The organism is Microbacterium sp. NPDC006705 (genome assembly GCF_044903545.1).
Lineage (GTDB): Bacteria > Actinomycetota > Actinomycetes > Actinomycetales > Microbacteriaceae > Microbacterium > Microbacterium plantarum.
This window is the reverse complement of sequence record NZ_JBJDQQ010000001.1, coordinates 1,868,164-1,890,486: the sequence shown is the minus strand read 5'-3', so window position 1 is coordinate 1,890,486 and position 22,323 is coordinate 1,868,164. Positions and strand designations below refer to the sequence as shown.

The 22,323-nt window shown below is 65.7% G+C and carries 31 protein-coding genes; 17 read left to right on the top strand and 14 right to left on the bottom strand.

The window, feature by feature from the left end:
- Positions 1-84: 84 nt before the first annotated feature.
- The 3 genes from ACI2K6_RS09030 to ACI2K6_RS09020 form a co-directional block, all read right to left on the bottom strand.
- Positions 85-303 (bottom strand): helix-turn-helix transcriptional regulator, encoded by a 219-nt coding sequence (locus ACI2K6_RS09030; protein WP_023953394.1) that lies wholly within the window; start codon positions 301-303, stop codon positions 85-87.
- Positions 303-779, bottom strand: a complete 477-nt coding sequence (locus ACI2K6_RS09025) for a DUF2975 domain-containing protein (protein WP_282501765.1) — start codon at positions 777-779, stop codon at positions 303-305. Before ACI2K6_RS09025 ends, ACI2K6_RS09030 begins: the two co-directional genes overlap by 1 nt.
- A gap of 284 nt (positions 780-1,063) precedes the next feature.
- Positions 1,064-1,384: an ATP-dependent DNA ligase gene (locus tag ACI2K6_RS09020; RefSeq protein ID WP_274179097.1), complete on the bottom strand. Its 321-nt coding sequence runs from the start codon at positions 1,382-1,384 to the stop codon at positions 1,064-1,066.
- Positions 1,385-1,438: 54 nt separating this feature from the next.
- On the opposite strand from ACI2K6_RS09020, the gene ACI2K6_RS09015 reads away from it, so the two are divergent.
- Positions 1,439-1,780, top strand: a complete 342-nt coding sequence (locus ACI2K6_RS09015; protein ID WP_404568446.1) for a hypothetical protein — start codon at positions 1,439-1,441, stop codon at positions 1,778-1,780.
- Positions 1,781-2,021: 241 nt separating this feature from the next.
- On the opposite strand, the gene ACI2K6_RS09010 is transcribed toward ACI2K6_RS09015, so the two are convergent.
- Positions 2,022-2,237, bottom strand: coding sequence for a hypothetical protein (locus ACI2K6_RS09010; RefSeq protein ID WP_274179095.1), 216 nt, complete (start codon positions 2,235-2,237; stop codon positions 2,022-2,024).
- A gap of 122 nt (positions 2,238-2,359) precedes the next feature.
- Positions 2,360-2,815: an Lrp/AsnC family transcriptional regulator gene (locus tag ACI2K6_RS09005; protein WP_274179094.1), complete on the bottom strand. Its 456-nt coding sequence runs from the start codon at positions 2,813-2,815 to the stop codon at positions 2,360-2,362.
- A 99-nt stretch (positions 2,816-2,914) separates the two neighbouring features.
- Between ACI2K6_RS09005 and ACI2K6_RS09000 the strand changes: the two genes are divergently transcribed.
- Together ACI2K6_RS09000 and ACI2K6_RS08995 are read left to right on the top strand one after the other, a co-directional pair.
- The gene (locus tag ACI2K6_RS09000; RefSeq protein WP_274179093.1) at positions 2,915-3,544 is read left to right on the top strand and encodes a LysE family translocator; all 630 of its coding nucleotides are present in this window, start codon (positions 2,915-2,917) and stop codon (positions 3,542-3,544) included.
- 829 nt (positions 3,545-4,373) lie between these two features.
- Entirely contained in the window at positions 4,374-4,820 is a 447-nt protein-coding gene (locus ACI2K6_RS08995) for a hypothetical protein (protein ID WP_274179092.1), read from the top strand.
- A gap of 456 nt (positions 4,821-5,276) precedes the next feature.
- Here the strand turns inward: ACI2K6_RS08995 and ACI2K6_RS08990 are convergent, their stop codons facing one another.
- The 3 genes from ACI2K6_RS08990 to ACI2K6_RS08980 all read right to left on the bottom strand — a co-directional run bounded on the left by ACI2K6_RS08990 (position 5,277) and on the right by ACI2K6_RS08980 (position 6,242).
- Positions 5,277-5,555 carry a DNA gyrase subunit A gene (locus tag ACI2K6_RS08990; RefSeq protein WP_181405611.1) on the bottom strand — a complete coding sequence of 93 codons (279 nt, stop codon included), beginning with the start codon at positions 5,553-5,555 and terminating at the stop codon, positions 5,277-5,279.
- A gap of 157 nt (positions 5,556-5,712) precedes the next feature.
- On the bottom strand, positions 5,713-5,856 hold the full coding sequence (locus tag ACI2K6_RS08985; protein WP_274179091.1) for a hypothetical protein: 144 nt from the start codon (positions 5,854-5,856) through the stop codon (positions 5,713-5,715).
- On the bottom strand, positions 5,853-6,242 hold the full coding sequence (locus tag ACI2K6_RS08980) for a low molecular weight phosphatase family protein (protein ID WP_274179090.1): 390 nt from the start codon (positions 6,240-6,242) through the stop codon (positions 5,853-5,855). The genes ACI2K6_RS08985 and ACI2K6_RS08980 overlap by 4 nt, the downstream gene beginning before the upstream one ends.
- Before the next feature lie 74 nt (positions 6,243-6,316).
- Here ACI2K6_RS08980 and trxB point away from each other — a divergent pair, with 74 nt between their 5' ends.
- From trxB to ACI2K6_RS08960, 4 genes are read left to right on the top strand one after another with little or no spacing between them, the layout of a single operon-like run.
- Positions 6,317-7,285, top strand: coding sequence for a thioredoxin-disulfide reductase (gene trxB, locus ACI2K6_RS08975; protein WP_404568445.1), 969 nt, complete (start codon positions 6,317-6,319; stop codon positions 7,283-7,285).
- Positions 7,286-7,311: 26 nt separating this feature from the next.
- Positions 7,312-8,376, top strand: a complete 1,065-nt coding sequence (gene arsB / locus ACI2K6_RS08970) for an ACR3 family arsenite efflux transporter (RefSeq protein ID WP_404568585.1) — start codon at positions 7,312-7,314, stop codon at positions 8,374-8,376.
- Positions 8,377-9,366: a metalloregulator ArsR/SmtB family transcription factor gene (locus ACI2K6_RS08965; RefSeq protein WP_274179087.1), complete on the top strand. Its 990-nt coding sequence runs from the start codon at positions 8,377-8,379 to the stop codon at positions 9,364-9,366.
- 11 nt (positions 9,367-9,377) lie between these two features.
- Complete coding sequence (locus ACI2K6_RS08960; RefSeq protein ID WP_274179086.1) at positions 9,378-9,779, top strand: arsenate reductase ArsC; 402 nt, start codon at positions 9,378-9,380, stop codon at positions 9,777-9,779.
- 63 nt (positions 9,780-9,842) lie between these two features.
- On the opposite strand, the gene ACI2K6_RS08955 is transcribed toward ACI2K6_RS08960, so the two are convergent.
- From ACI2K6_RS08955 to ACI2K6_RS08940, 4 genes are all read right to left on the bottom strand, one after another.
- On the bottom strand, positions 9,843-10,049 hold the full coding sequence (locus tag ACI2K6_RS08955) for an ABC transporter ATP-binding protein (protein ID WP_174520552.1): 207 nt from the start codon (positions 10,047-10,049) through the stop codon (positions 9,843-9,845).
- Positions 10,050-10,234: 185 nt separating this feature from the next.
- Positions 10,235-10,396 (bottom strand): hypothetical protein, encoded by a 162-nt coding sequence (locus ACI2K6_RS08950; protein ID WP_404568444.1) that lies wholly within the window; start codon positions 10,394-10,396, stop codon positions 10,235-10,237.
- The gene (locus tag ACI2K6_RS08945) at positions 10,393-11,202 is read right to left on the bottom strand and encodes an RNA polymerase sigma factor (RefSeq protein WP_404568443.1); all 810 of its coding nucleotides are present in this window, start codon (positions 11,200-11,202) and stop codon (positions 10,393-10,395) included. Before ACI2K6_RS08945 ends, ACI2K6_RS08950 begins: the two co-directional genes overlap by 4 nt.
- A gap of 287 nt (positions 11,203-11,489) precedes the next feature.
- Positions 11,490-11,981, bottom strand: coding sequence for a MarR family winged helix-turn-helix transcriptional regulator (locus tag ACI2K6_RS08940; protein ID WP_274179083.1), 492 nt, complete (start codon positions 11,979-11,981; stop codon positions 11,490-11,492).
- 90 nt (positions 11,982-12,071) lie between these two features.
- On the opposite strand from ACI2K6_RS08940, the gene ACI2K6_RS08935 reads away from it, so the two are divergent.
- The 4 genes from ACI2K6_RS08935 to ACI2K6_RS08920 all read left to right on the top strand — a co-directional run bounded on the left by ACI2K6_RS08935 (position 12,072) and on the right by ACI2K6_RS08920 (position 15,035).
- Positions 12,072-12,437 carry a DoxX family protein gene (locus ACI2K6_RS08935; RefSeq protein ID WP_274179082.1) on the top strand — a complete coding sequence of 122 codons (366 nt, stop codon included), beginning with the start codon at positions 12,072-12,074 and terminating at the stop codon, positions 12,435-12,437.
- A 33-nt stretch (positions 12,438-12,470) separates the two neighbouring features.
- Positions 12,471-13,040, top strand: a complete 570-nt coding sequence (locus tag ACI2K6_RS08930; protein ID WP_404568442.1) for an NADPH-dependent F420 reductase — start codon at positions 12,471-12,473, stop codon at positions 13,038-13,040.
- A 107-nt stretch (positions 13,041-13,147) separates the two neighbouring features.
- Positions 13,148-14,179, top strand: a complete 1,032-nt coding sequence (locus ACI2K6_RS08925) for a VOC family protein (RefSeq protein ID WP_404568441.1) — start codon at positions 13,148-13,150, stop codon at positions 14,177-14,179.
- The gene (locus ACI2K6_RS08920; protein WP_404568440.1) at positions 14,136-15,035 is read left to right on the top strand and encodes a VOC family protein; all 900 of its coding nucleotides are present in this window, start codon (positions 14,136-14,138) and stop codon (positions 15,033-15,035) included. The genes ACI2K6_RS08925 and ACI2K6_RS08920 overlap by 44 nt, the downstream gene beginning before the upstream one ends.
- A gap of 117 nt (positions 15,036-15,152) precedes the next feature.
- Here ACI2K6_RS08920 and ACI2K6_RS08915 read toward each other — a convergent pair whose 3' ends face one another.
- Entirely contained in the window at positions 15,153-15,740 is a 588-nt protein-coding gene (locus ACI2K6_RS08915; RefSeq protein ID WP_274179078.1) for a TetR/AcrR family transcriptional regulator, read from the bottom strand.
- Between the two features lie 138 nt (positions 15,741-15,878).
- Between ACI2K6_RS08915 and ACI2K6_RS08910 the strand changes: the two genes are divergently transcribed.
- Genes ACI2K6_RS08910 through ACI2K6_RS08885 form a run of 6 tightly spaced genes read left to right on the top strand, consistent with a single transcriptional unit; the run spans position 15,879 to position 21,546 of the window.
- Positions 15,879-17,396 (top strand): MFS transporter, encoded by a 1,518-nt coding sequence (locus ACI2K6_RS08910; RefSeq protein ID WP_274179077.1) that lies wholly within the window; start codon positions 15,879-15,881, stop codon positions 17,394-17,396.
- 18 nt (positions 17,397-17,414) lie between these two features.
- Positions 17,415-18,575, top strand: coding sequence for an FAD-dependent oxidoreductase (locus ACI2K6_RS08905; protein WP_404568439.1), 1,161 nt, complete (start codon positions 17,415-17,417; stop codon positions 18,573-18,575).
- A 21-nt stretch (positions 18,576-18,596) separates the two neighbouring features.
- Complete coding sequence (locus ACI2K6_RS08900) at positions 18,597-19,253, top strand: hypothetical protein (protein ID WP_274179075.1); 657 nt, start codon at positions 18,597-18,599, stop codon at positions 19,251-19,253.
- Entirely contained in the window at positions 19,222-19,803 is a 582-nt protein-coding gene (locus ACI2K6_RS08895) for a hypothetical protein (RefSeq protein ID WP_404568438.1), read from the top strand. Before ACI2K6_RS08900 ends, ACI2K6_RS08895 begins: the two co-directional genes overlap by 32 nt.
- Positions 19,804-19,849: 46 nt before the next feature.
- Positions 19,850-21,202 carry a flavin monoamine oxidase family protein gene (locus tag ACI2K6_RS08890; protein WP_404568437.1) on the top strand — a complete coding sequence of 451 codons (1,353 nt, stop codon included), beginning with the start codon at positions 19,850-19,852 and terminating at the stop codon, positions 21,200-21,202.
- A complete protein-coding gene (locus tag ACI2K6_RS08885) occupies positions 21,199-21,546 on the top strand; it encodes a hypothetical protein (protein ID WP_274179072.1) in 348 nt (115 codons plus the stop codon). The genes ACI2K6_RS08890 and ACI2K6_RS08885 overlap by 4 nt, the downstream gene beginning before the upstream one ends.
- A 109-nt stretch (positions 21,547-21,655) precedes the next feature.
- Here the strand turns inward: ACI2K6_RS08885 and ACI2K6_RS08880 are convergent, their stop codons facing one another.
- The gene (locus ACI2K6_RS08880; protein WP_274179071.1) at positions 21,656-22,006 is read right to left on the bottom strand and encodes a VOC family protein; all 351 of its coding nucleotides are present in this window, start codon (positions 22,004-22,006) and stop codon (positions 21,656-21,658) included.
- Positions 22,007-22,323: the final 317 nt, after the last annotated feature.

Here is a 22,323-nt window from a genome sequence, read left to right as displayed (position 1 = left end):
TCGGTCAGATCCAGTCGAGCGTCGGCGGATCTCGCCATCCGCACGTCCGGCGACCGGATGCAAGACACCGGCGGGTGCCCGAGCCTACGTGACGGCTGGGGCGTTGTCGTATCGGAGTATGTCGCCGGGCTGGCAGCAGAGCGCCTCACAGAGGGCAGAGAGCGTGGAGAAGCGGACGGCCTTCGCGCGACCGTTCTTGAGCACGGCAAGGTTCGCTGGCGTGATTCCTATCGCCGCGGACAATTCAGCGACGGTCATGCCGCGTTCGTCCATGAGCCGGTCGATGTCGACGACGATCGGCATCAGATGACTTCCGCAAGGTCGTATTGCATGGAGGCGGACTGCCGAAGCAGCGTGAACAGCACGGCCAGGATCAACGTCGCCGCGGCACTGACTCCGATCGCGGCGAGCATGCCGAGCATGAGCGCCGGCGGCGTGACATGCGCGGCGTTGAGCACCACGAACATCGCGAGGGTGCTGAGCCCGATCGCGGCGGGGCACCACGTCAGCGCGCGCACCCACGTGAAGGCGTCGGTCGTGAAGATGCTGTTGTCGCGCACAAGATCGAGCAAGCGCCACGTGACGATGACCGCTGCCTGACCGCAGGCGATGACGAAGGCTCCCCACCCGATGATGGCGGGCGCGATACTGGCGACCTCCGCGTATGCGCTGGCGAGGCCGGCGACGTTCGCGGGGATGATGAAGAGCTGGAGCGCGAGCCCGATGAGGGCAAGTACGGCGAAGACGATCTTGGCGGTGGCGATCAGGGTCCGGCTCATATCGCGCTCCTTCACTGACTATCGAGAAACGATAGATTGTTTCTCGATAGGCGTCTACCCCCTGGGTGCGTAGCGCCACGGCAGGCGCAGGTCAGGCGGCTGCCGTGGCGGCCGGGATGCCGGCCGGGTCAGCGGGCTCCATAGCGCAAACCAAGTACCTGGCGATGGCCGGCCATAAACGATCGATTCCGGTGGTTCACATCGAGTGGGTCTCGAGGTCGCGCCTTGAGCGTGGGTTGTAACAGGGCTCCGATGGACGGTTTCGGCGGAGTCGCTGAACGTGGTCATGCGCGAGACACCGGGTCGTGAACAACGACGTTGTCGGGTTCGCGGACGAGTTGTAGACCGTGGGGGCTGCTTGCCGATGCCATGAGCGCTTCGATCCACGCCGGGTTGATGGTGGGGTTTTTGCTGCCATGGAAGGTCAGCATGATCGGCATGCTGGCGTCGACCCAGAGCGAGCGGATGCCGTCGCCGTGGGGGAGGTGCATCATGAACGACTCGTCTCGCCGGAGCTTGTTCATGATCACCAGGCGCAGGTGGGCGAGGGTTCGTTCTTCGATCTCGAAGTTGTTCTCGATGCCGGTGTAGGTCAAACGTCCCATGCCGCCACGGTAACCCGCTGTCGGGCCGAACGGGGAGGGCGCTACGCGTGCGCGATGACCGAGGACGAGGCGCACCGTCTCGGCGCAGAGGCGGCACGGAAAGCGAACGAGGCGGCGGCGCCGCTGCTCCGAGCCGCTCTTGAGCAGGCTCGGACTGCTCCTGGCACGGAGGCACATGCTCTTGCGACAGCGCGCGCTCAGGAAGCCGCACGATCCCTTCTCGACGCTGCGGCGTATGTGACGCCTGAGAGGGCCGTGTTTGCGCTCGCGCGGATGTCTGCGGCGCTGATCGACGAGTTGGCGGGGACGCATGGCTTGGACGCAGCTTCCCTGCTCGACCGCTTCGAGCAGGATTTGTTCCTGTGGAACCTGAACACCGATCCGAGTACGCAGTGAGGTGGAGCGAGCGCAGGACCCTGTCGAAAGTGATCCTCCTCGGCGCGATACTCCTCGCAGCCGCTGGTCTGGTTCTCGGCGTAGCGGCAGCAATCATGGGGTACTGGGCTGGACTGGGTGGAGCCGCGACCCTCATCATCGGGGGCGGGGTCGCCTACTGGCTCGCAACCCATCAGTCCCACTAATCGCCCGTGTCGCCTATGACTCTGGACATCGCGATGCTCAGGCAGCGCGGGCCGGGTCAGCGCTCAGGATCACCACCGCCATCGTCTGCACGGTAGGTCACTCGAAATAAAAGCGCGCTGCTGGTCATCAGGACGAGCCCAGCGCTCACGCCGCTGGCCTGGCCACGGATGAGCGCCGTCACGACGAGAGCGAGACCGCCGACGAAGAACACGGCCGACAACACCAGAAGCGCACGGTTCGCGACCTCTCGATCGCCCCACCTGATCCCCACGAGGTGAGCCTAGCGAGACGCTCGCTCTAGACAGAGCGTTGTGGCGCGCTCGGCAGGGCAGCGTAGAACGCATCGGCTGAAAGGTGGTCCGCAATCCCGTTCTGGCGGGTGTTTTCGGTGGGTCAGGGGATGGGTATGTCGTCGTTGTGGGACAAGCTCTTCATGACCATGGTTGAGGTGAGTCGTTGAACCCCTGGCAGGTTGGATAGCCGCTCGTCGTAGAGGCGCTGGTATCCGGCGAGGTTGGTGGTCAGGACGCGGAGCATATAGTCGGGTTCCCCGAACAGGCGTTGCGCGGTGACCACTCCGGGAGCGTCGATGACGGCTTGCTCGAATGCTTCGATGGTGGCCAGGTCGGTGCGTCCCATCGTGACGAACACGAGGGCTTCAAAGGTCAGCCCGACCGCGGCCGGGGGGACAACGGCCCGGTAGCGTTCGATCGCCCCTGACCGTTCGAGGTCTTTCACCCGGCGATGGCATGCCGACAGGCTCAACCCGATTCGGGAGGCGAGCTCGGTGGCCGTGAGGCGGCCGTCTTGTTGCAGCTGCGCAAGAATCTCCCGGTCGAGTGCGTCCATGGGGGCAATCTTCTCGCGTTCACGGCCGTTGGTGTGCACATCTCGGAGCACTTTGTGCGCACTTCTCCGTAGTGTCTTGCGCGAGACGGAGGGTATGCGGTGGATTTCGCGTTGGTGGTGCAGTTTTGGGTGGTCGCGGCGTTGTTGGCGCTGACGCCAGGGGCCGATTGGGCCTACGCGATCGCCGCGGGGCTGCGGGCCCGATCGGTGGTGCCCTCGGTAGCCGGCATGATCGCCGGGTACGTCGTCGTGGTGACCGCTGTTGCCCTCGGCCTTGGCGCGCTCATCGCCCGGTACCCGGTCGCGCTGACTGTCCTCACGGTCGCGGGGGCGGGCTATCTCATCTACCTCGGCATCACGACCCTCGTCGCCCGCGTGGGGCACATCGAGGCTAGTGATAAGCCGATCGGGGACCGGCCGGTGTCGCAGTTCTTCCGCGGGTTCGGCATCAGCGCGATCAACCCCAAGGGGCTGCTCCTTCTCCTCGCGCTGCTTCCGCAGTTCACCACAACGGATGGTTGGCCATCGACCGTGCAGATGCTCATCCTCGGTGGGCTGCACGTCTTCAACTGCGCCGTCGTCTACTTCGCCGTCGCCCACCTCGCCCGCCGGCTCCTGAAGGCCCGCCCCCGGGCGAGCGTCATCGTGACCAAGATCGCAGGCGTCGCCATGACCGGTATCGGCGCCCTCATCCTCACCGAGAAGACCATCGAACTCCTCACACACTAAATCCGCCAAAAACGATCGTTTCCGATGGGCTCGTCGCTCATTCCAACCGCTTGGGATCCCGCGCATGCATCATCAACGCCTCACGGGTGTTCGCTGCGACGGCCCTTAGTCTCAGGAAAGCTGGACACAGCCGATCCGGACAGATAGTGTGCTTGAAACTGATTGCTTCGAGGGACAAACAGGGGGAAGTGTCTTGCGACGGAAACGCACGGTGGCATTTTCGGCAGTAGCGGCGGCTCTTATAGTTGTAACATCCGCGACCGGTGCAGTTGCATCGCCAGAAAATGACTCCGACCTGGAAATCAAGCCGGACCGCGTGATATACATCGATGGTCCCGCCCCGCGCCTTTCGAACGAGATCCCTCTGGACCGCAGTCTTTCGACTAAAAATATGGAAGTGCGCACTTCACCAGTGGTCGAGTTCCCCGTCCAGCCCGAACCAGGCGAGACGGTTCGAGTCATCTACACCGACGCTGTGACCGATGTCGTTGCCGCTGCTGCTGGATCCTGCACCGAGTCGATGACCGCCTTCACACCGTATAAGTCGGGGAACCAGGCCCGGGTGAACGGGTCGTTCACTAGGTCAACTGGCTGCGCGGGGAGCAAGGGGGCACGCGTCGCGCTCTACCAGAGCACGCTCCAAGCCAAGAACGATGGGTCCGTCAGCAACGACGGTTACACGGTTAGCTGGGGAATCGGCAAGAACTGCCACACGAACGACAGCAAAGGCTGGTCAGGAAAGTCAAGCTGGACCAGCGGTGGCGTAACCTCCGGACCGAGCGCAACTCTCGCTTGCAGACCCTTCTGATTTCGAAGTAGGAGGAGAAGAGTGAAGAAGACTTACTCTTTGTTTGGCGTGCCGCTGGCGATTCTTGCGTTCTACCTCCTGAGTCTCTCGTCTGCTTTTTGGACAGCGCACCGAGACGGTACAAACGACTACGCGTTGGCACTTGTCCTCACCCTCGTTGCATCGGCTCTTCTCTCGACGACTATCGCGCGGTTCTCCGCCGTGGCGCTAATCGCATCGCTCGCAATGATCGTGCTTATAGCTGCTGGGGTGATCGTTAGCGACGGTCCCTACCTCTGGGTAGAACCCATTCCGGACGACTTCCGCGCCCTTCTACTCCACGGCTCGCAGAGCCCCCTGGTGATCTATAGCACCATCACGACGGGCGCGGTGAGCGCCCTCCTTCTTGCGCGACGCCGTCGGCTTCCTGCCGCCGAGACGCCACAAGCCGCGGGCGATCACGCGAGCTCGAGCAGCCCTCGCGGTTGAGACAGAACTCCGCGCCTGAGGGGCTTAGAAGACTCAGCAGTTAGCCTTGTCCTTCTTTTCAAGGAGGGCCGCCCTAGGCGGTATGGCTGCCCACATCGGACACCGCGCCAGGCCGAGCGGTGCTTCTTCCGCGCCTTAAGACCGCTTTAGAGTGTGCGCATGAGTTCACGACGAGCGCGCCAGTGGACGATTTTCGTGGGTTCTTCGCTGGCTCTGGTCGTTGCCTGCCTTACATTCCCGGTGCCTGGTTGTTCGTTGAGGCGGCTGACAGAGAGTGTCTCCATAGGTCGGCCCGACTCGCCCCGGCTGAAGTCTTGTTCCTCGACGAAGCGACCTCTCTTGTCGTCGACCTCGGTGGATCGAGCGGCCGCATCGAGGCGACCGTGGCAGTACGCCGGCAGGCGTCGGTCTAGCCGCGGCTGCCGGAAACGATCGATTCCGGCGAGAACGCCGAGGTCAGTACCCGTTGCGCTCAATCTCTGCGTCTAGAGCGGCAAGCTCATCTCTGACCTTTTGTCGCTCGGGCGGCGACAGCCGGTGCATCTGCATCGTCAAGACGGCCTCAGAAGGAATCTCAGTAAGGCCGAAGGCGTCCTGCACGGCCGCTCTCACCTGGTCACGTCCGCCTTGGGTCGTGGCGCAGATCTGGACGAACTCATCAAGCCGGTCCAACACCGCGACGTAGGCTGCGACGATCTCTCGTCGAGTAAGCAGGTTCTTCCGGTCGGCTGTCATGGCGGCAACCCTACGGGCCAGCACACCGGCAGCGCCTGCCAGTAACGATCGTTTGCGGCACGCCGGCTCGCGCTTCGCTGCGGGCCCGCCGAAACCTAGGGCCGTATCGAAACCTGGTTTCGGGACGAATGGTTTCGGTAGGGGGTTTTGACGCAGATTAGGGGTGGCGGCGCTCGATGAGGATCGTGACGCGCCAGGTGCCTGCCCAGGGTCCGTAGGCCATGGTGATGCTGTCGCGGTAGATCGTTTCGACCTGGGGCCAATCATTCGCGGCCATTGCCCGCACGGTGACTGCGGTCATGGGCGAAGGAGAGCCGCCTGGATTTTGTCCGAGACGGCCTGGCGCAGGGGACGGACGGCATCGGTATCCCAGGACTCGGGGTTGGGAAACTCCCATTCCAGTACCTCGCCGTGCGGAGTAGCGGGGAGGGCGAGACCGGGTTTCATGAGGACCACGACGTCGGCGGCGTCGAGGTCAGCGGGGGTAACCGCCCGCGGCACACGCCCGCTGATGTCGATCCCCAGCTCAGCAACGGTCGCTGCTATGGCCGGGTTCACCACCTCGGCTGGAGTGAGACCTGCCGAGGTGGCAGTGAAGCGATCTCCGGCGACATGCTCCAGGAGCGCAGCGCCCAGCTGCGATCGGCCAGCGTTGTGCTGGCAGATGAACAAGACGGTCGGCTTCATATCGCGCTCCTCGGTGCGTGTTGCTTGCATCAATCAGGATTGCGGACTGCATAGCCATCTATCAATATAGATACATGTCGATTCAAGAGGTTGAGCTGGTCGTCGTCGGATCGGGCCCTTCGGGTTACACGGCCGCGGTGTACGCAGCACGGGCAGGACTCGCCCCCGTCGTCATTGCGGGCTCGGTCACCGCTGGCGGCGCGCTCATGACGACCACGGAGGTGGAGAACTTCCCGGGGTTCGTCGACGGGGTTCAGGGGCCGGAGCTGATGGACACGATGCGCCGTCAAGCCGAGCGGTTCGGCGCCCGCATCCTTCTCGATGACGCGATCCGCGTCGACCTCGCACCTGAGATGAAGGTCATTGAGACAGGCGCGGGGGAGACGTTCCGCGCCCGCGCCGTCATCCTCACCATGGGGTCGGCGTACCGGAAGCTCGGGCTTCCCGACGAGGAGCGCCTGTCGGGCCACGGTGTGTCGTGGTGCGCAACGTGCGATGGGTTCTTCTTCCGGGACCAGGACATTGTCGTGGTCGGTGGCGGGGATTCGGCCATGGAGGAAGCCCTGTTCCTGACGCGGTTCGCGCGGAAGGTCACCGTCGTTCACCGCCGTGACTCGTTCCGGGCATCGAGGATCATGGCCGAGCGTGTGCTCGAGCACCCGAAGATCGATGTCGCATGGAACAGCGAGATCGCGGCCCTCCACGGCGAAGAGAAGGTGGATGGGGTTCGCCTCCGCGACACTGCCACCGGTGCTGAGCATGACCTTCCTGTGACGGGCGTGTTCGTCGCGATCGGTCACGACCCTCGCTCTGAGCTCGTGACCGGACAGGTAGCCACCGATACCGATGGGTACGTGCTGGTGGACCACCCCTCCACCCGCACCTCACTCACCGGAGTGTTCGCTGCCGGCGACCTCGTTGACCACACGTACCGGCAGGCGATCACGGCCGCCGGGACGGGATGCGCCGCAGCCCAAGACGCGCAGCATTACCTCGCCGCGCTCGATATGCCCGCCCTCGCCTCGGCGGAGGCTTTCGCGTGACCAGCGCAGCGCCCGCAACCCGCCGCCTGTCGACCCTGGACCGGTGGCTGCCGCTGTGGATCGGGTTGGCCATGGCCGGCGGCATCCTCCTCGGCCGGTTCGTCCCAGGCCTATCCGAAGCGCTGTCACACCTCGAGGTGGGTGGGATCTCGATCCCGATCGCGATCGGGCTGCTGGTCATGATGTACCCGGTACTCGCGAAGGTCCGCTACGACAGGGTCGCCGCCGTCACCGGAGATAAGAGACTCCTCATCTCGTCGCTCGCGCTGAACTGGATCGCGGGCCCCGCGTTGATGTTCGCCCTCGCGTGGGTGTTCCTGCCTGATCTGCCCGAGTACCGGACGGGACTGATCATCGTCGGCCTCGCCCGCTGCATCGCCATGGTCGTGATCTGGAACGACCTCGCCTGCGGCGACCGGGAAGCGGCGGCCGTGCTCGTCGCGATCAACTCCGTGTTCCAGGTCATCGCGTTCTCACTCCTCGGCTGGTTCTACCTCACCGTCCTGCCCGGATGGCTGGGCCTCGACAGTCAGGGCCTGGACGTGTCGATCTGGCAGATCGCGCTCAACGTGCTCGTGTTCCTCGGGGTACCCCTGATCGCCGGGTTCGCATCCCGTCTCATCGGGGAGCGCCGCAAGGGCCGCGCCTGGTACGAGGGATCATTCCTGCCCAAGATCGGACCGTGGGCGCTGTACGGGCTGCTGTTCACGATCGTGCTGCTGTTCGCCCTGCAAGGCGAACAGGTCACCTCCCGGCCGCTCGATGTCGTGCGGATCGCGGTCCCGCTGCTGTTGTACTTCGCCGTCATGTGGTTCGCCGGCCTCCTCACCGGCAAGACCCTCGGCCTGGGCTACGCCCGCTCGTCGACGCTCGCGTTCACCGCGGCGGGCAACAACTTCGAACTCGCCATCGCCGTCGCGATCGGCACGTTCGGCGCCACGTCCGGGCAGGCCCTCGCCGGTGTCGTCGGTCCGCTGATCGAGGTGCCCGTGCTCGTCGGCCTGGTCTACGTCTCGCTGTGGGCGGCGCGAGCATGGTTCCACACCGACCCCTACGCAACACCCGAACCCGCCCTCGAGAGGACTCGATGAATGAGCGCCACCATCACCACCGCAGACGACACCTGCGCCGCGGCCCCCACACACGCGATCGGGGATGAGGCGGCCACGGCGATCGCAACCACGTTGAAGGCGCTGTCAGACCCGCTGCGGCTACGGATGCTGTCTGCGATCGCGACCGACGCGCGAGGGGAATCATGCGTGTGCGACCTCGCCGAGCTGGCCGACGTGTCACAGCCGACCGTGTCGCATCACCTCAAGGTGCTCCGCGACACCGGGGTGCTCACTTCTGAGCGGCGCGGCACCTGGGTGTGGTACCGGATCGCGCCCGCTCTCCGTCCAGCCGTGACGACGCTGCTGGACTCGTTCGCCCCCGCCGCGATCGCCCCCGCCCGTGCCGAGCATGCCGGCCTCGAGAACGTCGACGACGCTCTCACCCACCTCGCCGACACTCTCGGTGAGGACTACCCGCAGCTCGACCGCAGTCTCGTGGCGACGATCGTCCGGGAGTCGTACACGTCCCTGGCCAAGAGCGCCCGGGTGAAGAACCACCTCCTGGCGCTCACCGAGCGGTTCGCCCGACAACGCTTCACCGACATTACGCGCGACCGTACGCACGGGAAGCCGCAGGTGTTGTTCGTCTGCGTCGCGAACGCCGGCAGGTCGCAACTGGCTGCGGCACTGGTGAATCAACGCTCCGGCGGCGCCGTCGTGGCACGCTCGGCCGGATCAACCCCGGCCGCCGAGATCCACCCCCATGTGCAGCCCCTCATCGACGAGCTGACTGCGGGCAACGACGAGCCACGGTTCCCCAAGCCGCTGACCGATGACGCGGTACGCGCGGCGGATGTTGTCATCACGATGGGATGCGGCGACGTGTGCCCGATCATCCCCGGCGTCTGCTACGAGGACTGGACCGTCGGTGACCCCGCCCTCGCCTCCGCAGAGGGCGTCGCCGCCATCCGCGACGACATCGCCCGACGCGTCGACTCCCTGCTCTCCACACTCACCCCCACCCGCTGACCGGAGCCACCATGACCGACACCACGCCCTCCGTCCTGTTCGTCTGCGTCCACAACGCCGGCCGCTCACAAATGGCCGCGGGATTCCTCCGCGACCTCGCCGGCGACCGCATCGAGGTCCGCTCCGCCGGGTCGATGCCCGCCGACCAGATCAACCCCGTCGCTGTCCAGGCGATGGCCGAACTCGGCATCGACATCACCGCCGAGCAGCCCAAGGTGCTCACGACCGAGGCCGTGCAGGCCTCCGACGTCGTCATCACGATGGGATGCGGCGACGCCTGCCCCTTCTTCCCGGGCAAGCGCTACGAGGACTGGAAGCTCGACGACCCCGCCGGTCAGGGCATCGACGCCGTTCGCCCCATCCGCGACGACATCCGCGCGCGCATCGTGCAGCTGGTCAGCGAGCTCGTCTGACGTAGCAGCACCCCATACATGACGGAGGCCCGCACGCCGGAGCGTGCGGGCCTCCGAGCGGGATCAGACGCGCTGGCTGATCGTGCCATCCGGGTTGCGCTTGGCAGTCGACTCGGTCACGAATCGGCCGGACGAAGCCGAGCGGTGCACCGTCGTCGAGTTGCTGGTCCCGGAGCCCACACGCTCGGTGGTGGTCTTACCGGGCCAGCGGGCGGTGGTTGCCTTTGACACGAAACGGCCGGTCTTGGCGGAGCGGTGAACGGTTCCCATGAGAACTCCTTCTCTTCGGTGTCAGGTGCCGTGAGGAGGAGTGCCGCTGGTTCGCGGCTGTTGACTCCGGTACAGTCAGTGCTCTGGATGAGACCTGACTTCTCAGGGCTTGTGAGCCGTCCCGTTGCAGCGGGGCGGCTTTTTTCAGTTGTGGTCCCGACATCTCGGTATATATCCGCCGAAGCTCACTTCCCCCCGCCGGATCTGAAGTTTCCTGCAGCTGAGCCCTTCACGGACCGGGATACCAGCGACTGAGCCTTGGCGTTCGGCACCGATCGCCGCGCGGCTTTGGCGCTTTGCGTCCCGAACGAGGAACGTTCGATCTTGCCTCTGAACTGATCGCTCATGCTGACTCCTTGCTCTCTCGTAGCTGCTGGCGAGCCCGCGCCATCGCAGACTCCACCGCCTTCGCGGTCATGCTCAACTTCTCACCGATCTCAGCGTGGGTATAGCCGTGAACCGCGTGGAGGTAGAACGCCGACCGGACCCGCCCATCGGCAATCTTCCCGAAAGCCCTCCGCAGCTCATTCTTGACCTGCGCTGCTTCACCCGCATCCGGCGTCGTGGCCGTCGACGGGCTGTCTTCGAAATCGTCCACCCAGTCCAACGTGGCCGGCGGCGCTTCGGGCTCAACGTAGGACCGCACCTCTTCACGGAGCCACCGCTTGTAGACGTTGCTGAACTGGAACAGGCACTGCCCCACGAAAAACGTTCGCAGGGAGGCCCCCTTGGCGGGATCCCATCTCCCGGGGATGAGTACCTTATCGCGGAACGCGATGAGCGCCCGGACAACCGTCTCATCCGCGAGGCTCTCAGCATCCTCGATCATCGCGCCCGGGCGAGGCTCCGGGTCGAGTGCGCCGAACCCCTTCCGCTTCACCTCACCGCGGATCTGGCCCTTGTAGATCCAACCGCGGATAACCGCCCACCCGTACTTAGCGATCTCGTTCGCGAACAGGTCATAATTGCGACCGCGGAACCCGCTGGACCGAAGGGCAGCCGCCAACTCGCGGTCGCCAGCGAGCCGATCGAACTTCTCCTCCGCTCGTAGGCGTTCTTCATCCGCGGAGGAAGCCAGGCTCGTCGCCCACTCGCTGAGAGTGGGAACGCCATCGGGAGACGAATGCTCATCGGGCTCGTCGTTACCGGTCATGGCGTCCTCGCGATCCTGGTCAGTTCATAGTCACCACGATCCCTCATATGTCCGACACCGGCGGCTTCCCCTCGCGGCCGACACAGAAGTCCAGGCGACTTCGAAGCTTCGTGATCCCGTCCGCTCCTTGGAGGTTTCCTCAACCGACCGAAACTGATGGTTTTCGGCACGGTGCCCGTCAGACCATTCGGGGTCGACCGAAACTCGGGGCCGTCTCGAAACCTGGGATACGGGACGAGTGGTTTCGGGACACAGTTTCGGGCCGCCGTCCGTGCGCTGGGGGAGGGTCAGTTCTTTCGGCTGACGCACGCACCGTCCGGGCCGGCAGCGTCGACGATCCCGCTGAGGACGGCTTGCATTTCGCGGGCCTGGGCGGGGGTGATGCGGTCGAAGACGAGCGAGCGCACGGTGGCGATGTGGCCGGGTGTGGCGGCGGCGACTTTGCGGCGCCCGGCTTTGGTGAGGACTGCTTGTGTGACGCGGCCGTCGTCGGGGTCGGGTTGGCGTTCGACCCAGCCTTGAGCACTGAGGCGGTCAACGACCTTCGATAGCCGCGATAGCGCGCTGTTGGTGACGCGGGCGAGTTCCTTCATGCGCATGGCTTGCTTGGGCTGGTGGACGAGGGCTGACATCACGCCGTACTCGAAGTGGGTGATGCCGGCGTCGCGTTGCAGCTGCAGGTCGAGCGCCGCGGGCAGCCACACAGTCGTGCCGATGAGGGCTCGCCAGGCGTCGCTCTCCTCCTGGTCGAGGCCCGGGATGGCGGTGCTGCTGTCCATGGGAACAGGCTACCAGCAATTAGTTGACACGGAAAGTAAACGGTGTAGAGTCGGACTCGTTACTTTCCGATTCAACCAAAAAGGAAGACGATGTTCATCGCCCTCTGGATCCTCAACGGACTGCTCGCTCTGGTGTTTGTCGCCGCGGGCCTGATGAAGCTGGCCCGCCCGAAGGCCGCGCTCGCGAGCAGCGGCATGGCCTATGTCGAGGACTTCTCCGCGACCCAGGTCAAGCTCATCGGTCTGGTGGAAGTGATCGGTGCTGTGGGCCTGATCCTGCCGCTGCTGCTGAACATCGCTCCGGTGCTCACCCCGCTGGCGGCCGTCGGCCTGGCCGTCACGATGCTCGTGGCCACCGCCGTGCACGCGCGCCGCAAGGAGAGCGTGCTTCCCACGATCGTGCTCGCTGTGCTGGCGATCGTCAGCGCGATCCTCGGTTTCCTCGTCGTCCTCTGAACCTCACCACCACAACATCACTAGGAGCACATCATGACCACCATCAGCGTCCTCGGTACCGGAAACATGGGAACCGCTATCGCAGGTATCTTCAGCGACGGCGGCGCACAGGTCGAGTCGATCAAGCACTCCGACGAGCCGACCTCGTTCGGTGACATCGTCGTCCTGGCCGTTCCGTTCACCGCCCTGCCGGAGATCGCGGAGAAGTACCGCGACCAGCTGGCCGGTAAGACTGTCGTCGACATCACCAACACCGTCGACTTCGCCACCTTCACCCCCGTCGAGTTCGATGCCGGCAGCGGCGCTGCCGACCTCGCCGCGAAGCTGCCGGAATCGAAGGTCGTGAAGGCGTTCAACACGAATCTCGCCGCAACCCTCACCACAAAGACGGTCAAGGACCGCACCACCACCGTGATCATCGCCGGTGACGACGCGGACACGAAGGCTGAGCTCACGGCAGCGATCACCGCCGGTGGCGTGAACGCGGTCGACGCCGGCCCCCTGGTTCGCGCCCGCGAGCTCGAAGCCGTCGGCTTCCTGCAGATGGGCCTGGTCGTCGGCGGACAGATGGAGTGGACCGACGCGCTCGGCGTCATCAAGTAACTCCCGCAGACCCACCTGACTGCCGCGCGGGCGGCTGCGCCCGACGCCCGCCCGCGAGGCACCCACCCCGCACCGCCCCTTGCCCAGCCCTGACAGAAAGAACCACCGTGGCCACCCAGCTCGTCCGCAGTCCCCTAACTGGTGACATGGTCAACGTCCTCACCTGGCCCAACCCCGCCCAGGCGCCTGCCGACAAGATCACCTTCGGCGCAGTGCACCTCGATGTCACCGACCTGAACCGCTCGACCGCGTTCTGGCGCGACGTCGTCGGCCTCGTCGAGCGGTCCTCCGGTGGTGACCACGTCGAACTCGGCACCGCCGAGGAAACCCTGATCTCGCTCTACGGGGGAGCGAAAGCCGGGTTCCAGAACGGTTTCAGCGGCATCTACCACCCCGCGATCCACGCCCCCACCGAAGCGGACTTCGCACGCATCGTGCTGCGGCTCCTGCAGGCCGGGTGGCACATCTCACCCACCGACCACGTCTTCTCCAAAGCGATCTACCTCCTCGACCCCGACGGCATCACCGTCGAGATCACGCTCGAGACGCCCGAGCGGATGGAATCGGTGCAGTACGGCGGACGCACCATGCTCGTCATCGATAAGGACGGTGTGCCCCGCAGCGGCCGCGACCGCCTCGACCTCGACGCCGTCCTGCAATCCCTGCCCGGCAACGACAGTGCACCCGTCGTCAACGGCACCCGTGTCGGACACGTGCACCTCTACGGCGCCGACGTCAACGCCTCCCACGCCTTCTACAAGGGCCTCGGATTCAGCGACGGCATCTACGCCCCCAGCCTCGGCGCGGTCGACTTCGGCGCCGGCGGCGCGTTCAACCACCGCATCGGCGTGAACACCTGGCAGGGAGCCGGCGCACCGCCCGCCCCCGAAGGCACCGCCCGCATGCGCCACTTCACGATGCGCTTCGACACCCCGCCAACCTCGACCAGGCGCTGGGCACCACCCGCGACCCCCTCGAAGCCGACGGCGGACACCTCGTCCAGGACCCCTCCGGCAACACGATCCTGCTCACCGCCCGCGACGCCTGACGCCGCCCACCCAACGTCGCCACCCCAAACCTCCCCCGGAGCACCCCATGACCGACACCACCACCTCCACCCCCGACACTCCGGCGCGTGAGATCGCGGACTTCGGCTCCGTGCATCTCGAGGTCACCGACCTTCCCCGCTCCTCCGCGTTCTGGACCGACGTCATCGGCTTGGTCCTGCGCTCCGAGACGGCCGAAGAGATCCAGCTCGGCACGCAGGCCGAGACCCTCGTGACCCTGCACCCCGGCGCCCGCACCGGATTCCTCCAGGGCCACAGCGGCCTGTACCACCTCGCCGTGCACCCGCCCACAGAGGCCGACTTCGCCCGGATCCTGCTGCGCCTGATCCGCATCGGCTGGCAGATCTCGCCCACCGACCACATCATGTCCAAAGCCATCTACCTGCTGGACCCTGACGGCATCACGGTGGAGATCACCCTCGAAACCCCCGAGCGGCTCCTCGAAGCGAACTTCGACAGCGACGCCCCCTACGTCGTCCGCCGCGACGGGTCTCGCTCCAACGGCCGCGAACCCCTCGACGTCCGCGCCGTGCTCGAAACCCTGCCCGACGATGACACCAGCCTCCCCGTGCCCGAGGGCACCAAGATCGGCCACGTCCACCTCTACGTCGGTGACCTCCAAGCCGCCTACGACTTCTACCGCGCGTTCGGCTTCAACCAGGCCGTATGGGCGCCTCGCTTCCACATGGGCGACCTCGGCGCCGGCGGCGGATTCAACCACCGCATCGCCGTCAACACCTGGCAAGGCATCGGCGCCCCGCAATCTCCCGCCGGCACCGCCCGCATGCGCGCCTTCACCCTGCGCCTGGACACCCCCGCACGCCTCGACCACGTCCTCGGCACCGTCGATGCTCCCATCCAGGAGACCGACGGCGGGTTCCTCGTCCGCGACCACAGCCGCAACACCCTCCTGCTCTCCGCGCACTGACCGCACACGCAGAGGCAGCTATCCACGACGCGTCAGAAACGATGGTTTTCGGCAGGTCTCAGGGGCTTGCGGGCAGTGTCCACGGTAACCCGGCGCCGATTCTGAGGCGCGGTCGGGTCATCTGCCGTTGATCTCGCCGCCGTTGGCGAGGTGGAGGAGGATGCCGCGAGCTTGCGCCACTGCTTCCGGTGTTTCGTCTCCGTATGCGGCGGCTGCGGCGAGGCCTTCGGCGGCGCGTCGGATGATCATGATGCGGGCTGGGTCGAGGCCGTCTGCGGCGAGGTTCTCGTTCCACCACTGGGTGTCCGCTGCGGCGATCTCGGCTACCCGCGGGATCTGGTAGACCCCGGCCCAGGTGGGGGCGGCGGTGAAGTACTGAACGGTGGCTTCGGAGCCGGAGGTCATCGCGCGAACGTAGGCGCGCAAAAGCTTCCCCGGGGTGTTCTCGGAGAGGTCGAGGTGGTTCATCACGTTCTCACGGAGCTGCTGCTGTGCGTCGTCGACGAGCGCGACGAGGAGAGCTTCACGGTTGGGGAAGTGGTGTAGGAGCCCACTCTTGGAGACGCCGGCACTCTTGGCGATGTGATCAAGCGACACCCCGGTGCCTCGTTCGCTCATCGCCTCCGTCGCGGCCGCGAGCACGGCTGCACGGGTGCGTTCGGCGTTCCGGGTGGGTCGCTCCTCTGCGCTGACTGCTTCTGTCACGGCGAACTCCGTTCTTGTCGGGCATCCCCGTCGACAATCGTGCCTGACGGGCTGGCAGTTCAGGCTGATCCTGTCGAATCCCCGTAAGCAGTCTACTCACGTCGTCTAACAGACCAAATAGTCGGTACAGTGGCGTTTGTGACTTCGACGACTTCTCAGCCGGTGACGGCGCGCAGCTGGGCCGCGCTCGGCATCCTCACCCTTGCCGTGCTGTTGCTGGCGATCGACGGGACCGTTCTCGCGTTGGCGGTTCCGGCGCTCACGGCCGATCTGAATCCGACCGCGACGCAGCTGTTGTGGATTGGTGACATCTACTCGTTCGCCTTGGCTGGCCTGCTGGTGACGATGGGGAACCTGGCGGACCGGATCGGCCGGAAGCGGTTGTTGCTGATGGGCGCCGTCGGTTTCGGGTTGTCGTCGGTCCTGGCGGCGTTCGCTCCGACCCCGGAGATGCTGATCATCGCTCGCGCGATCCTCGGTATCAGCGGAGCGACGATCATGCCCTCCACCCTCGCGATCGTGCGCAACATCTTCTCCGACCCGGCGCTTCGCACCCGCGCGATCGCGGTGTGGGCAGCTGGTGCGACTGCCGGTGCCGCGGTGGGCCCGATCGTCGGTGGGGCGCTGTTGGAGCACTTCCACTGGGGCAGCGTGTTCCTCATCAACGTTCCGATCATGGTGCTCGTCCTGATCGGCGGTCTGATCCTGCTGCCGGAGTCGAAAGACCCGAACGGCGCACGAATCGATCTCTTTTCGGCGCTGCTGTCGTTTATCGCGATCGTGTCGATCGTGTACGCCATCAAGCACGTCTTCGCGAAGGGCCTCGACTGGACCGTCCCTGTCGCGGTCGTTCTCGGCCTGCTGGCAGGATGGCTGTTCCTGCGCCGTCAGCGCCGCCTCACCCGGCCGCTGATCGACATCTCCTTGTTCCGGTCCCCGGCGTTCAGTGGTGCGGTGATGGCCAACACCGTGTCGATCTTCGCGTTCGTGGGGCTGCTGTTCTTCTTCTCCCAGTACCTCCAACTCGTGCGCGGCCTCGGCCCTCTGCAAGCGGGTCTGACGGAGCTCTCAGCGACGATCGCATCGATCGTGGTCATCGCCTTCGCGGGATTCATGCTCGGCAAGCTCGGCCGCGGACGCGCCATCAGCGTCGGCCTCGGCTTCGGCGCGCTGGGACTTGCCGTCCTCGCCCTCGCCGAAGGCATGTCGGGCCTCGTCGGGATCATCATCGGCTTCGCGATCGTCGGGTTCGGTGCCGGCTTGGCCATGACTCTCACCACCGACGCGGTCGTCAGCGCTGCGCCCCGGGAGCGTGCCGGTGCCGCCTCCTCGATCGCCGAGACCGCCTACGAGCTCGGCGCAGCGCTGGGGATCGCCGTGCTCGGCTCGGTTCAGCTCGCCCTGTACCGGTGGAACCTGCCCGCGATCACCGATCCGGGTATCGATAGCAGCGTGAATGAGTCCCTCGCCACCGCTGTGTCACAGCTGGACACCACAAACCCCGCGGTACTGGCCGCGATCGAGCAGGCACAGCACGCTTTCACGGTCGGGATGCAGTGGACCTCGGTGATCGCCGCGATCTTGCTCGCCATCGCCGCCGTCATCGCCTGGATCGCAATTCCGTCCCACAAGGAACAGGCCGGCGTTGACCACTGACATCGGAGTAACAGACTCATGAAGATTCTTGTCGTTGGTGCCGGTATCGCTGGCAGCGGAGTTGCGTACATGCTCGCCCACGACGGTCACGAGGTTCGTGTCGTGGACGCCGTCGACGAGCCCTACAGCGGCGGTTACCAGATCCTTTTCGATCGCACCGCGATGCGGGTTGTTGACCAGATCGGCGCGTTGAACGTCGTCAGTGAGTTGAGCACTCCGACTGCGACGATCACCGTCGCGCGTGGCGAGAAGATTCTCGCCACGATCAGAACAGAGGGGTACCGGTCCGCTCGACGCGGCGACCTCGTCGGCGCGATCGCGCGCCACGCGGCGACCCGGGTTCCTTTCGAGTACGGCCGCGAGCTGACCGGGATCGAGCACACCCTGGCGGGAGTCAGGGCGCACTTTGCCGACGGGGAGTCGGAGACGTTCGATCTGATCATCGGCGCGGACGGCCTGAACTCCACCGTCCGCCGGCTGACGGTGGAGGTGGACCGGTCACCGTTGTATGAGAACGGTCGCCATAACCTCTGGGTCAACGTCCCGGGACGAGTCGCGGGAACCACGGAGGCGGCGATTCTTCTTGGAGATCGTGTCGGCGCGCAAGTGTTCCCCTACACCGATCGCGACGAGACTCTCGTTCTCACGTCCTTCAACCTCGGGCACGGCCGTCACGACGGGACCGCGCTTCCGCCTCGAGCCGCGGATCTCCTTGCCTCCGCCGGTCCGCGTTTCGCGCCGTTCGTAGAGCACGTGCGAAGCGCGGTCCCGGATCAGATCCGAATGACGAAGTTCGCGCAGATCCGCGCATCGCAGTGGCATGCACCCAACGTTGTCCTCGTCGGCGACGCCGCGCACTGCATCGACCCGCTCTCAGGCGCCGGAGCGCACGGAGGGCTGGTTGGGGGAGCGATCTTCGCCGAGGAGCTCCGGCGCACCCCCGCCGACATCGCCGGCGCCGCGCGGCGATACACCCGACGGCTGCGTCCGTTCGTCCGATCCGCTCAGCTCCTGACGGCGGGGATCGTGCAACGAGCCACCGCGCATGGCATCCCGCAACGACTCTCCGCTGACTTCTCACTCCTCGGCGCCGCTCTCGCCACCCGCCCCGCGGACGTCCCGCAACGCTCGTACATTCCGCGCCGTCCGGTCACGGGCCGCCCTCGCCGCCAGCGGTAACACGCAGAAAGGAGGAATCGGATGGATCTGCACCTTGCCGACTCGACCGTGCTGCTGCTCGGCGCCGGAGACGAGCTCGACCGGGCAATCCTGCGCGCACTCGCCTCCGAGGGCGCCTGGACCTACGCAACCACGGTCAGCGCCTCCACAACCGACCTCACCCAGCACAGCGACACAGCCAGTCACTGGGTCGCGGTCGAAGACGACGTGAACGCGTTCACCGTCGGCCGGATCAACAACTTCCTCACCGCACGAGGCCGCCCCGCGACCTCGATCATCCTCCACGTGGACGTCATCAGCGCCCTCGGCTCCCGCGGACCGATCCGATGGTGGCGGCTCCGATCCGAGGCCAAGAGTGTGATGCGCTCAGCCAGCGAGGTTCTCAGCGGAGCTACCCCCTCCAAGGACCGCTCACTGTTGCTGCTGTACCAGCTCAACCATCACGCCGAACTCGCGTCCGCGTCTCGTTGGCTGCAACGCACCATGTCGGCCATCCTCAAGCGCGCCCTCCCCGGCGCCCGGGTCAACAGCATCCTCGTCGGGCCCGGCGGCGTCGACCCGGACGCCGCCGCCATGATCGCGATGCTGTGTTCCCCCGTCAGTCGACGCGTCGCCGGCGCCTTGATCCCCATGGACGACGGCGCCCTTGCCCGCGACTTCGCGCAGTTCGATTTCTAGGACACCCATGAACAACCGACACATCATCATCACCGGCGACGCTAGCGACGACTTCCGCGCCACCGCAGCCTCCCTGCGACACAACGGCGTCACCGTCACCATCGGCAGCTACACCGACAGCAGTGATGACATCCCGGTGACGTCGTTCCTCATCGTCGCCCGCTTCGCCCCAGGTATGGAATGGGGCACCTGGTGGGAGCGCGATGCACACAACCGCGACGCTTTCGAAACCGTCCTGCCCCACCTCGCGCCGTCCTCCAACGGAATCCTTCTCGGCTTGAGCGCGACGACCGTCCGCTCCGAGCGGGCAGAGATCCGCGCCGGGATGGGTAGTTTGCTCCACCGGTTCCAGGCACGCGCCGCCGAACGTGGGATCGATTTCTCCATGAACGGCATCGAACTGCCAGTCGGATACGACCAGGACCTGCTCGGCCGCCGCCTCAGCGAACATGCCGCACGCCGCAGCGTCCTCGCCAACGAGGCGATTGTCCGGTTCGAAGACCTCACCGGCCAGACCATCGCTCAGGCGATGACCACCGATTTCATCTGATCACCTCACCCCCGCGGCTTGTTGGCCGCAGACGAACGGAGCAGCCATGACCGCCACACCCACCCGAACCGTTGACGTCGCCATCGTCGGTGCCGGCCTTGCTGGCCTGTCCGCCGCAGACCAGCTCACCCAGCACGGCCACGATGTCATCGTCCTGGAAGGCCGAGACCGTGTCGGTGGCCGCATTCACACCACCATGATTGCCGGAGTGGACGTCGACGCCGGAGCCACCTGGGCCGCCCCCGACCACGCCGCGATGCACGCCCTTATCGAGCGGCTCGGTGGGCAGACCGTGCCGCAGTTCCACACCGGCAAAGGGATCATCTCGTTCAACGGCCGTCGCAAGCCCGAAAGCCTCACCGCGCTCGCGCCCTGGGTTGCACTCGATATCGCACGAGTCATGAACAAGCTGCAGAAGATCGTCGACACCCTGCCGATGGCCGAGCCGTGGAACCACCCCAAAGCCGCCGAGTACGACGCGATCTCGCTCGGTGAGTGGCTCACCTCCCAGCGCGCACTCAAAGGCACCCGAAAGTTCATCGGGATGGTCAGCATGGTCCACTGGGGCGCCCCCATCGGCGACCTCTCGCTCCTGCACGCACTGCGGTACATCAATACGCTCGGCGGGCTCGAGCACATGCTCGCTGTCGAAGGCGGCGACCAACAGGACCGCATCCTCGGCACAACCCACTCGCTCGTTACCCGATTCGCCGAGACCCTGGGAGACCGAATCATCGTCGATGCGCCCGTGCGACGCATCACCACCGACGGGGACAGCGTCACCATCGAAGCCGGCAACGAAACAGTGCACGCTCGCCGAGTCATCGTCACCGCCTCGCCCGCCCACCGTGCAGCCATCGAATACATCCCCGCGCTACCCGACCACCACTACGGGCTCGCCCGCAGCTGGCGCCTGGGCGCACTCAGCAAAGCGTTCGTCGCCTACGACCGTCCCTTCTGGCGCGACGAAGGACTCTCCGGCGAAGCAGTCTCCGACGATGACGCCGTCTTCCTCACCTTCGACGTCAGCCCCAGCCCAGAGGGGCCAGGAATTCTGATGGTGTTTTGTGACGCCCGAGGCTTCGACGCGTATGACCAGGAAGATCGCTCACGCCGCGTCATCCGCCACCTCACGCACCTCTACGGCAATCGCGCCAGCCGCATCATCGGATACGAGGACTTCTCCTGGGGTAACGACAACTTCGCCCCCGGAGGCCCCAACCCCGCCGTCGCGCCGAAAGCGTGGACCACCTTCGGGCCATACCTGCGCGAGCCCGTAGGCCTGGTGCACTGGGCTGGCACCGAAACAGCCGACCAGTTCTCTGGCACCATGAACGGCGCCATCCTCTCCGGCCAGCGAGCTGCAACCGAAGTCGACAACCTCCTCACCGGCCGATGAGCTACACAACCACCACCAACGCCGGCCGCCGCCACGTCAGCGCACCCAAGCCGATCACGAGAACCCAGGCTTCGGTGCATAGCGGCATTGCCGCTGCGCTCGCCCTCGCCACAGTCGCGCTCTACTACCTCCTGGCCGCAAGCTTCTTCGCCGAAGAGAACATGCCCGGAGCCCCCACGGCGCAACCATGGGCATGCGTCGGAGCGCTTCTACTGACGGCGACCGTGCTGATCCTGGCTTACCGGCCGATCGTAGAAGGCGTGGGACGAATCCTCGCGATATCGGCGGGAATCATCGCCGCACTCTCACCACTCATCGGATATCTCATTCACACCTGGACCTAACCGCGCACCGCACAGACTGCGCCTAACCTGCGTGCCGGAAACAATCGGTTTCGCACCGGGAGCTTCTATCCGCGGGTATCCGCCCGCAGCGCCCGCGGAGCGCCCGAAGTCACGCCAGTTCGGTGACGAACCCCAGCTTGTTCCCGTCGGGATCGGTCAGGGTGAAGAACTCTACGACACCCTCGAAGCGCTGCACCTCGGATACATCGAGGCCGAGACCAGCGAACCGCGCACGCTCGGCGGACGCGTCCGGCACGCTCAGATTCAGCGAGATGCCTTCCACGCCGGCGTGATCCGGGTCGAGTGCGAGTTGAAGCCAAATGGGTCCAAGGTTGAACTCGACAAGGCCCTCCAGAAGCGCGAGGTCAACGGCTTTCAGGCTGAGCGCAGACCGGTACCAGGACGTGGCAGCGTCGAGATCGCGGACAGGGATTCCCACAGTGGCGGCTTTCAGCTCCATGACGTTGACGTTCGGTACTAGCGGGTCGACGCCCAGGTGGCGGCCTCATGCACCGCGGCCTCCGCGATCTTCGTCACCAACGGCGAGACGAAAGCCGCCAGCGGCCGGCCTTCTCCTGCGTCAGCAGAATCAGCGTGTCGGTGGCGGTCACGAAGCTCGCCGGGCCGCGTGCATCTCCAGTGCATCGTCCTCCGCGGGTAGGCTTGCAGCCCCGCAAAGGAGTGTCGAGTGCGCCAAAAGGACGAATCTGACCTCCCGCCCACAAAGGACTCGCTCCCGAGACGAGCGCGAGAGGCTGCTGCAGTTGCCGCGGAGCT

What these genes read in the sequence shown, in the direction of transcription:
- ACI2K6_RS09030 (WP_023953394.1), bottom strand. Translation starts at nt 303, where the DNA reads ATGCCGATCGTCGTCGACATCGACCGGCTCATGGACGAACGCGGCATG.
- ACI2K6_RS09025 (WP_282501765.1), bottom strand. Translation starts at nt 779, where the DNA reads ATGAGCCGGACCCTGATCGCCACCGCCAAGATCGTCTTCGCCGTACTT.
- ACI2K6_RS09020 (WP_274179097.1), bottom strand. Translation starts at nt 1,384, where the DNA reads ATGGGACGTTTGACCTACACCGGCATCGAGAACAACTTCGAGATCGAA.
- ACI2K6_RS09015 (WP_404568446.1), top strand. Translation starts at nt 1,439, where the DNA reads ATGACCGAGGACGAGGCGCACCGTCTCGGCGCAGAGGCGGCACGGAAA.
- ACI2K6_RS09005 (WP_274179094.1), bottom strand. Translation starts at nt 2,815, where the DNA reads ATGGACGCACTCGACCGGGAGATTCTTGCGCAGCTGCAACAAGACGGC.
- ACI2K6_RS08990 (WP_181405611.1), bottom strand. Translation starts at nt 5,555, where the DNA reads ATGACAGCCGACCGGAAGAACCTGCTTACTCGACGAGAGATCGTCGCA.
- ACI2K6_RS08985 (WP_274179091.1), bottom strand. Translation starts at nt 5,856, where the DNA reads ATGACCGCAGTCACCGTGCGGGCAATGGCCGCGAATGATTGGCCCCAG.
- ACI2K6_RS08980 (WP_274179090.1), bottom strand. Translation starts at nt 6,242, where the DNA reads ATGAAGCCGACCGTCTTGTTCATCTGCCAGCACAACGCTGGCCGATCG.
- trxB (WP_404568445.1), top strand. Translation starts at nt 6,317, where the DNA reads ATGTCGATTCAAGAGGTTGAGCTGGTCGTCGTCGGATCGGGCCCTTCG.
- ACI2K6_RS08965 (WP_274179087.1), top strand. Translation starts at nt 8,377, where the DNA reads ATGAGCGCCACCATCACCACCGCAGACGACACCTGCGCCGCGGCCCCC.
- ACI2K6_RS08960 (WP_274179086.1), top strand. Translation starts at nt 9,378, where the DNA reads ATGACCGACACCACGCCCTCCGTCCTGTTCGTCTGCGTCCACAACGCC.
- ACI2K6_RS08955 (WP_174520552.1), bottom strand. Translation starts at nt 10,049, where the DNA reads ATGGGAACCGTTCACCGCTCCGCCAAGACCGGCCGTTTCGTGTCAAAG.
- ACI2K6_RS08950 (WP_404568444.1), bottom strand. Translation starts at nt 10,396, where the DNA reads ATGAGCGATCAGTTCAGAGGCAAGATCGAACGTTCCTCGTTCGGGACG.
- ACI2K6_RS08945 (WP_404568443.1), bottom strand. Translation starts at nt 11,202, where the DNA reads ATGACCGGTAACGACGAGCCCGATGAGCATTCGTCTCCCGATGGCGTT.
- ACI2K6_RS08940 (WP_274179083.1), bottom strand. Translation starts at nt 11,981, where the DNA reads ATGGACAGCAGCACCGCCATCCCGGGCCTCGACCAGGAGGAGAGCGAC.
- ACI2K6_RS08935 (WP_274179082.1), top strand. Translation starts at nt 12,072, where the DNA reads ATGTTCATCGCCCTCTGGATCCTCAACGGACTGCTCGCTCTGGTGTTT.
- ACI2K6_RS08930 (WP_404568442.1), top strand. Translation starts at nt 12,471, where the DNA reads ATGACCACCATCAGCGTCCTCGGTACCGGAAACATGGGAACCGCTATC.
- ACI2K6_RS08920 (WP_404568440.1), top strand. Translation starts at nt 14,136, where the DNA reads ATGACCGACACCACCACCTCCACCCCCGACACTCCGGCGCGTGAGATC.
- ACI2K6_RS08905 (WP_404568439.1), top strand. Translation starts at nt 17,415, where the DNA reads ATGAAGATTCTTGTCGTTGGTGCCGGTATCGCTGGCAGCGGAGTTGCG.
- ACI2K6_RS08900 (WP_274179075.1), top strand. Translation starts at nt 18,597, where the DNA reads ATGGATCTGCACCTTGCCGACTCGACCGTGCTGCTGCTCGGCGCCGGA.
- ACI2K6_RS08890 (WP_404568437.1), top strand. Translation starts at nt 19,850, where the DNA reads ATGACCGCCACACCCACCCGAACCGTTGACGTCGCCATCGTCGGTGCC.
- ACI2K6_RS08885 (WP_274179072.1), top strand. Translation starts at nt 21,199, where the DNA reads ATGAGCTACACAACCACCACCAACGCCGGCCGCCGCCACGTCAGCGCA.
- ACI2K6_RS08880 (WP_274179071.1), bottom strand. Translation starts at nt 22,006, where the DNA reads ATGGAGCTGAAAGCCGCCACTGTGGGAATCCCTGTCCGCGATCTCGAC.